The following is an 8608-nucleotide window of genomic DNA, read 5'->3' on the forward strand; positions in this document are numbered from 1 at the left end:
GGCAGGGTGCCGTTGGCCCACAGGCTCCAGCCCTGGCCGTCGTGGAACTCGGCCATCCGGAAGCCGGCGCCGAAGTAGGAGGCGCACAGCTGGTCGGCGGCGCCGCGGCTGGACAACTGCGTGCCGGGGGTGGGGATGGTGGCCCTCACCTCGCCGCCGGCCCAGCTGTGATAGTCGCCGGTGGGCACGCCGGCCGGGGCGGGGCGCCCGTCCTGGCGAAGGCACAGCACGGGCAGCACGGCGGAGGCCGGGGTGTCGCCGGAGTAGGGGTTGCTGTTGGTGTCGTAGCCGACGTGCACGACGTTGTCGGCGCGCTGCTCCAGGGTCGCCCAGGTCATGCCGTTGTGGGTGGCGACGCCGCCGAACAGGGCCTCGAAGGTGGAGCGGTAGATGTTCCACTGCTGGTAGGGGCCGTTGTTGCACGGGAACATGTAGAGCTTGAAGCCGCCGAAGTTCTTCTTGGTGTTGTCCAGGCAGTTGGAGTCGGCGATGTTCTGCAGCCGCACCCCGAGCATGTCGTACTTCGGGGTGTTGCCGGGGGCGGTGAACGGGGTGATCCGCCACATCTGGTTGGTGCCGCCGCTGCACTGCGAGCCCGACAGGCCGTCGAAGTTCGTCAGGCAGGAGCGCTGGTCGGCGGCGTTGTTGAGGGTGTAGACGCTCGGCAGGCCGGCCACGGGCGTGAACACCCACTGGCCGGGGTTGTCGGAGGGGGCGCAGGGGTGCTCGTCCTGCGTGCCCCACAGGGCGCCGTCGGGACAGCGCTCGGAGGCCTGGTTGAACAGGACCGTGGAGGGGGTGCCGGCCTGCGCGGCGGCCGGGGCCAGCACCAGGCCGGCCAGGGCGAGGACGACCGCAAGGAAGGTACGCCGAAGAGACGAACGCACGGGCTCTCCAAGAGGGGAGGCGACAAGGGGCGTGAACGGGCGGCCGCCGGTGCGGCGCGGGAGGGTACGGGGGTACCCGCCGACCGGTCGGCCGCGGCCAGTTTGTCAGCGTCCGATCAATCGGTGGTATCCGAGTTTCCTAGGACCCCGCGCGGCACCCCCCGCCCTGCCCGGCGCCCCGTCAGGCCGCGGCCAGGGACGCCGGGGACGCCCGTCCAACTGCTCGATTCCGGTGTCGAACCGCCGGCCCGGTACGCGGGCCGCCCCACACCCACCCGGGCCCCGGCCCGCCGAAGGGCACCGCGATGACCGACACCACCACCCCGACCACCACACAGCCCACCCCGGCGCCGACAGCGGCCCGGCCGGGCGCCCGGCGCCACCCGGCCGGCCCGGCGCCGCGCGGGAACGGCCCCGGCGGGCACGGCGCCGGCCCGGGAGGGCAGCAGGGTGCGCGCGGCCCGGTTGTACGGGCGCATCGCCGCGTAGTCGGGCTCGGGGGCGGGGCTGGCGGGCGGGTAGTTGATGTCGCCGCAGACGATCCCGTACGGCCCGTACCGCAGCGCCCGGGTCGCGACGAGTTTCGCCTCGGCGCGGCCATCGTCGACCGACTCACCTTCGGCGGCAACGTCATCGAGACGGGAACCGACTCCTTCCGCCTCGCCACCACCCGCGTCCGGGCCGAACAGCAAGCGGCAGCTGCCGGCCAAGGATCGCAGCAGGGTCTTCCTCGGCTGCAGCCGACAGGCGCCGAGGAAGGCCCCCGTCATAGGTTCGGCTCGCCCGAATGGGGGGACCGACCGAACACACGGGCCACCCAGCGGTCGAGCCGGGCGCCGAACTCCCGAGCTGAAGCGATATCCGAGGCCGGAAGGGCGCCAGCGTCGTCTATGCCGGCGACGAAGTCGACATCGGCCCAGCCCCCACGGAACAGCACAACCGACAGCTCAGCCTCCGCCGGACCCGAGATGAGTACACCGACCGAGTCAGGGTCGTTCACCACCGACCTGTCCGTCTCAAGTCGCTGAGGCCAGGGAGCGGCTTCATCGCGCCAGGTCACCCGGCCCACTGTCAGACCACGGGCCCGCCACCCCGGCGCCCGATCAGCTACTTCTGCAGCCGCCTCATCGAGATCGATAACTCGTTCCATGGGCAGATCATGGTCCACGGACTGGACGGCCGTGAGGACCCGCCGGCGCCTGTCCGTGGACGCCCGGGAGCGCGAGCCGGTGGAACGGCTGGCTGCGGGCTGCCCGGACGAGACGCCGACCGTCACCCTCGCCCGCTGACGCTCGGGCCTGGGACGGGGCGGCTCCGCGATCCGGAGCCGGCCGGTGCAGGCCGCTCGGCGGCGAACCCGCTCCGCTCAGAGCGGAAAGCTCGCGAGGAACGCGTCGAGGCCGCCGACAAGGTCGAGGAGCCGGAGGTCCACGTCGTAGTCGATCCACCACACGACGGGGACATCGGGCGCGAGGTCGTGCAGCACCCGGTAGACGACGCTCAGGGGCCCGGCGGGCGATCCGCGGTCCACGAACGAGAACACGCCGTGCCGGAGGTTGAACGACACCTCCGCCGGCCGCCCAGGCTCGACATTCGCCATGATCTCCAGGAAGCCCTCGGACGATCCGCTCACCGTGGCGTGCGGCCAGTGCCGCCGGACGCACTCCCGCACCTGCTCGCCGGTGAAGGCCCACGGTCCGGCCTGCTCGCGGTCGGCGCTGACGTAGAAGCTGGATCCCACGGGGGTGCTCGATTTCTCTCGGTGGCATGGCCGGGTGCGGCCGGTCAGGGTTCGATGCGGACGCGGCCAATCCTGGATTCCCCGCCGGTGCGCGGAGCCATGGGGCTGCGCTGGACCGGTCACGACGGCATCCGTAGCCTCCACCATGGCGCCGGCCTCGCCCGCGGCTGCACCGAGCGCGATGTCGACGGCCTGGACGGCCGGGTGGCGCTGGTAGAGAGCCGGATCGTCCTCAGCGCCCAGCGCGGCCGGGCCGAGGCTGGTTCGTGGGGGCCGGAGGGCCGGCACGACACGGAAGCGGTCGGCGGGTTTGGCGAACCCGGGCGCCAGGCCGAACGTGACGGTGCCCGGGGGCATGTCGTTCTCGCGACCGGCCGCGATGTCGTCACTGGCCTCCTGCAAACGGGCACGTTCCTCGTGGACCTGCTGCTGGGCTGTGTGGATTCCTCCCCAGATGGCCGGGCCGGAGGGGCGGTTGATGACGGCAAGGTCGGCGACCAAGTCGTGCGGCGGGGTGGCGGCGGTGGCTGGCTCGCCGAGGTACTTGCCGGGGGCCGGGTAGCAACGGGTGATCCGGAGGCGAGCCTGCGGTGCTGATGCCGAAGGACGGGCCCAGAGGTGGAACGGTTACAGCCCGGATCGCTTGTGGCCTGAAGTCAGGACAGGCTGAATCACGCAAGGCGCTCAAGGAAGCTGCCCTGGACGGCGCCGCTGGCGTGTCGCTCAGCCCCTCTCCACCGCCCTCGAACGCGCCGGCCTCCACACCCTCACCGCCGACGACCACCAGGCCGCGCGAGACCTCACCCGCCACCTCGACCCCGCCACGTTGCGCCAGGTCAGCGCGGAGAGCTGGGAGGCTGGGACAGGGGTTGGCCATGGGTCGCTCGGTCAGGGGGCCGGGGCCGGGGCCGGGCTGGGGGTCAGTCCCACGGTTCCTCGACGGTTCCGGTGACGAAGAGGCTTGTCTCGAAGAGTTCCGGGCTGTCCGGACAGCGGTGAGGTGTTCGGCGAGGGCCAGGGCCATCTCGGTCTTGTCGGTGTATCGCGCCGGGTTGAAGTCCGGTACTGCCGCGGTGATGGAGTCCGGGGCCATGTCCCGGGCGCGCAGCCGGGTGGTGCCGTCCGCGTACCAGCAGAAGGAGGTGTTCGCGTTGATGTTCCGGAAGTGTGAGACCAGGGCGGCATCCGCCCAGGCGGCGATCGACTCCTCGCGGACTCCGAGATAGCCATTGGGCTCGATGACCAGTGTCCAGCCGGCCAGGTCGGTTGCGGCGATGAGCATCCGCTCGCCACCGGTTTCGGCTTCCAGGTCCTCGGCCGCCTCGCAGACGGAGGCGACGCCGGTGACCTGGGGGCCTGTCTCGGCGTCTGCCCGGCGCAGCAGTTCCCGGGCGGGCACGCCTTCGACGAGTGTCAGGCAGTACGCGTCCTGCAGCGAAGGGTAGAGGTCGCGGAACCAGCTGTGGTCCGGCGTGTGGTCGTCCATGCGTGCTTCTCCTTCAGAGGGTGGTCCCGGCGCGGCGGGTGGGTCCTGGCAGTCCGGGGCGTGTAGCCCGGCTCGCTTATCCGTACCACCCGGTGCTGTCCGGGTTCGGTTCGTGCTCGGTGTGCCTGTCGAACGGGCGGGTGCTCTGTCGTCGGCATGCCGAGTGAAAGGAGGAAGGAAGGCCTGGTGGGGCGAGACACTCCCGCCCCACCAGGCCTGTGCCGCGTTCGGACTGATGAGCCGCCTGCGGACCGGGTGCACCTCTACGCCCTACTGACAGGTGCGGCGGCGCCCCGCGGGCCGGCGGGTCCGGGCCTGCGGTCCTCCCCGCACCATGCCGCCGGGCACAGCCGGGAAGCCGGGGCGCGGATGTCCCCGGCGGGCTCCGGCCGAGGTGGTGCCCCCGGGGCGAGGGGGTACACGGGCGTTCAGAGGACGCGGTTCGGCGCCAGCTTCAGGGCCATGACGGCCTTGCCCGTGGGCTGCGCGGATCCACCGGCGGGTTCGAGGGTGACGCCGACGGCGTGGGCGCCGTCGAGCCGAGCGGTGAGGAGCAGGGCGCCGTCGCCCGCGGTCAGGAGTCCTGCGGGGCTGAGGGCGCCCGCGTGGTCGAGCCACAGTTCGTACACCCGGTCAGGCCCGGGGTCGGGCAGGCCGGCGGCGAGGAAGCCGGCTTGGTCGCGGCTGGCGGACCAGAGGACGGTGCCGGTGCCCGGGCCGCCGTCGGCAGGGCCCGCGGTGCTCAAGCGGGCGTCGGGAGCCGTCAACAGGCCGTCGAACGCCGCCTGCCGGGAGCGCAGGCGTTCGGCGGTGGCCTGTGCCTGTCGGGCCTGCTCGTGCTGGCGCACCGCGAACACGCCGAGCGTCGTGGCCGCGGCCAGCGAGGCGGCGAGAGCAAGGCGGGGCCACCTGGGCCGCCGGCCGCCGGCACGTGCCCGGGAAGCGGGCGCCGGATGGGCGGTGACACGACGCGGGGGCGGCAGTTGGCGCTCGTGTTCGACGCGGGCCAGGACCCGGGCGCGGAGGGCGGGTGGTGAGGGCAGGGCGTGGCGGGAGGCGAGCCGGGCGAGGGCCGCGGCGAACCCGGCCACTTCCTGCGGGCAGGTCTCGCAGCCGCCGAGGTGCTCCTCGAAGGCGCCCCGTTCGTCATCACCGAGCGCGTTCAGCGCGTACGCGCCGGTGAGCAGGTGCGGGTCGGAGGCAGCGGTCATGATCCGGCTCCCAGGCAGTCGCGCAACCTGATCAGAGCGTCACGCAACCTGGTCTTGACGGTTCCCAGCGGCGCGCACAGGCGCTCGGCGACCTGCGTGTAGGTCAGGCCCTGGTAGTACGCCAGAAGCACCGACTCGCGCTGCAGGTCGGTGAGGCGGTGCAGGCACTGCCTGACCTGCTGCTGCTCCGCGTTGGCCTGGACCCGTTCGGCGACGTCGTCGAACGCGGTCTCCTGGTGCGCGGCGGCGGCCTTGCGGTCATGGTCGGCCACCGCGCGGCAGTAGCGGACCCGATCGACCGCGCGGCGGTGGGCGATGGTCATCACCCACGCCATCACCTCGCCGCAGCGCGGGTCGTAGCGGCTCGCGCCACGCCACACCTCCAGCATCACGTCCTGTGTCACCTCTTCCGATTGGGCCTCGTCCCACAGGACGCGCCGCACCAGGCCGAACACCGGCCCGGCCACCGCGTCGTACAGACGGGCGAACGCGGCGTGGTCTCCCAGGGCGACGCGCTCCATGACGTTCTTCAGATCGCCGGACGGTTCGGGCCGCCCACGCGGGCAGACGAGGGAGTTCACCACGTGCGTTCCCGGTGCCGCGGGTGCCCTGGCCCCGGTGGTCCGGCAGGACGGGGCCGGGTTGCGGCCGGTCGGCCGGGTGCGGCGTGCATGGCGGTCTCCTGGGCTCTGCAGGGGACGTGGAGTGCGGCGAGTACGACGTTCACCTGCCGCACCGTATTCGTCACCGGGGTTCCGGCGGATGGCTCCGACGGGATTGCGACCCATCTCGTCACTCTGACGGGTGAACCCGAAGGGCCGCACCCATCCGCGGCACCCGCTCACTCGAATGCGCTGTGTGAGCAAAGACGTGACGACCCTTCCCGTCCGGTGCGGCGCCGCGGGCGCGCCGGCGGCGCGGATGGCCTGCGGGATCGCCGCCGCCTGCGCGGCCTTCGCGGTCGGCGAGGCGGTGGCGGCGTTCGTCCGCCCCCAGGCCGCGCCGGTTCTCGCCATCGGCTCGACCGCGATCGATCTCGCGCCCACCGCGGTCAAGGAGTGGGCGGTGCGTTCGTTCGGCACGTCCGACAAGACCGTTCTCCTGGCCGGGATCTACACCGTCATGGGTCTGCTGGCCGCGGCCCTCGGTCCGCTCGCGGCCCGCCGAACAGCCGCGGGAGCCGTCCTCGCGGCCGGCTTCGGCCTGCTCGGCGTCGGGGCGGCCCTCACGCGCCCCGGCGCGCAGAGCGCCGACGCCTTGCCCTCGGCGGCGGCGGCCCTCACCGCCGCGGCGGTCCTGCTCGCCCTCCTGCGGCCGAGCCGCTCGCCCGCCGCGTCGGCGAAACCCGCCCCACCCGCCTCCGGCCCACCTGCCCCACCCGCCTCCGCCCCTGCGGTCCCCGCTGCCGAAAGCCCCCGGCACACCCCGCGGCCGTCCCCGTCCGCCGCCACCCCGGGGCGGCGCGGCGTGATCGGCGCCGGTGCCGCCATCGCCCTGTCGGCCGGTCTCGCTCCCGCCGCGCGCCACCTGTCCGACCGGCGCAACGACATCACCGCGGCCCGCGCCGCCGTAGCGCTCCCGCGCCCACGGCGCCTCGCGCCGCCCCTGCCGCCCGCCGCCGACCTTGCCATCCCCGGCCTGGCGCCGCTGCGCACCCCGACGCGCGACTTCTACCGCGTCGACACCGCGCTCACCCTGCCCCGCATCGACCCGCGGCGCTGGACCCTGCGCATCCACGGCCTGGTCGACCGCCCGACCGAGCTCTCCTTCGACGACCTCCTCGCCCTGCCACTGGAGGAGCTGGACCACACCATGTCATGCGTCTCCAACGAGGTCGGCGGCCCCTACATCGCCACCACCCGCTGGCTCGGCGCCTCCCTGCCCGCCCTGCTGCGCCGCGCGGGTGTGCGGGCGGGCGCCGACCAGGTCCTGGGGCGCTCGAAGGACGGCATGACCATCGGCACTCCGCTCGACGTGCTGACGGACGGGCGGGCCGCGCTGCTCGCGGTCGCCATGGACAGTGCGCCCCTGCCCGTCGAACACGGCTTCCCGTGCCGAACCGTCGTGCCGGGCCTGTACGGCTACACCTCCGCCACCAAGTGGCTGGTCGACCTGGAGGTCACCACCTTCGCCGCCCGCGACCCGTACTGGGTCGCGCGAGGGTGGGACCGCACCGGCGAGGTCCGCACCGCCTCCCGGATCGACGTGCCGGCGGCGTTCGCCCGCGTGCCGGCCGGCGATGTCACGGTCGCGGGCACCGCGTGGGCGACCCACCGGGGCGTCGCCGCGGTCGACGTACGCGTCGACGGCGGGCCGTGGCAGCAGGCCGTGCTCGCCGCCGACGCCGGACCCGACGTCTGGCGTCAGTGGCACCACACCTGGCACGGGGCCACGCGGGGCACCCACCGCCTGGAGACGCGCGCCACCGACGCCGCCGGCGAGCTCCAGGGCGAGGAGCGCCGACCGCCTTTCCCCTCGGGGGCGACGGGCTGGCACAGCACCGTCGTCACCGTCCTCTGAGCACACCTTCCGGGAGCGGCCACCGCTCCGCCCGCACGACCCGACACATCCTCATCCGACCGGAAAGCGAAAGACACCGATGACCACCATCCTGCGCCGCGAGTCCGCCACCGCCCTCCTCCTGGGGGTGGTCCTCGCCGCGACCCTCACGGCCTGCGGCGACGACGGCAGCACCGCGTCCGGCAAGACCACCGGCACCGCCGCGGCGAGCGCGGGGACGGCGAACCCGGCCCCCGCGACGGACAACCCCGCTGCCCAGGCCATGGCGGCCAGGCCCTTCGGCGCCGCCTGCGCGGCCGTGCCCAAGGACGGTGCCGGCTCCTTCGCCGGCATGGCCGCCGACCCCGTCGCGACCGCGGCGTCCAACAACCCGCTGCTGTCGACCCTGGTCACGGCCGTGAAGCAGGCCGGTCTCGTCGATACCCTCAACTCCGCGAAGAACATCACCGTGTTCGCCCCCACCAACGACGCCTTCGCCAAGCTGCCCAAGGCCGACTTCGACGCCGTCCTCGCCGACAAGGACAAGCTCACCAAGATCCTCACCTACCACGTCGTCCCCCAGCGCCTCGCCCCCGAAGCCCTGGCCGGCGCCCACAAGACCCTGGAGGCCCACGACGTCACCGTCACCGGCGGCACCCCCGACTTCACTGCCAACGGCACCGCCAAGGTCCTCTGTGGCGACGTCCAGACCGCCAACGCCACCGTCTACATCGTCGACACCGTACTGATGCCCGCGTCCTGACCTTCCCTCGCGGGCGACGGG

8 protein-coding genes are annotated in these 8608 nt (G+C 73.5%); 2 read left to right on the forward strand and 6 right to left on the reverse strand.

The window, feature by feature from the left end:
- The 6 genes from ACFRMQ_RS33835 to sigK form a co-directional block, all read right to left on the reverse strand.
- Positions 1-887: hypothetical protein (locus tag ACFRMQ_RS33835; RefSeq protein WP_380734594.1), on the reverse strand; the 887-nt coding region annotated here is incomplete at its 3' end.
- Between the two features lie 766 nt (positions 888-1653).
- A complete protein-coding gene (locus ACFRMQ_RS33840; protein WP_380734596.1) occupies positions 1654-2037 on the reverse strand; it encodes a hypothetical protein in 384 nt (127 codons plus the stop codon).
- 216 nt (positions 2038-2253) lie between these two features.
- A complete protein-coding gene (locus tag ACFRMQ_RS33845) occupies positions 2254-3030 on the reverse strand; it encodes a hypothetical protein (RefSeq protein WP_380734597.1) in 777 nt (258 codons plus the stop codon).
- Entirely contained in the window at positions 3014-4114 is a 1101-nt protein-coding gene (locus tag ACFRMQ_RS33850) for a DUF6461 domain-containing protein (RefSeq protein ID WP_380734598.1), read from the reverse strand. Before ACFRMQ_RS33850 ends, ACFRMQ_RS33845 begins: the two co-directional genes overlap by 17 nt.
- Before the next feature lie 428 nt (positions 4115-4542).
- Positions 4543-5325 (reverse strand): anti-sigma factor domain-containing protein, encoded by a 783-nt coding sequence (locus ACFRMQ_RS33855; protein ID WP_380734599.1) that lies wholly within the window; start codon positions 5323-5325, stop codon positions 4543-4545.
- Positions 5322-5906, reverse strand: coding sequence for an ECF RNA polymerase sigma factor SigK (gene sigK, locus ACFRMQ_RS33860; protein WP_380734600.1), 585 nt, complete (start codon positions 5904-5906; stop codon positions 5322-5324). Before sigK ends, ACFRMQ_RS33855 begins: the two co-directional genes overlap by 4 nt.
- A gap of 268 nt (positions 5907-6174) precedes the next feature.
- Here sigK and ACFRMQ_RS33865 point away from each other — a divergent pair, with 268 nt between their 5' ends.
- Positions 6175-7845 carry a molybdopterin-dependent oxidoreductase gene (locus ACFRMQ_RS33865; RefSeq protein ID WP_380734601.1) on the forward strand — a complete coding sequence of 557 codons (1671 nt, stop codon included), beginning with the start codon at positions 6175-6177 and terminating at the stop codon, positions 7843-7845.
- Positions 7846-7924: 79 nt separating this feature from the next.
- On the forward strand, positions 7925-8587 hold the full coding sequence (locus ACFRMQ_RS33870) for a fasciclin domain-containing protein (RefSeq protein WP_380734602.1): 663 nt from the start codon (positions 7925-7927) through the stop codon (positions 8585-8587).
- Positions 8588-8608 lie beyond the last annotated feature (21 nt).

Source organism: Kitasatospora sp. NPDC056783 (genome assembly GCF_042789895.1).
Taxonomy (GTDB): Bacteria; Actinomycetota; Actinomycetes; order Streptomycetales; family Streptomycetaceae; genus Kitasatospora.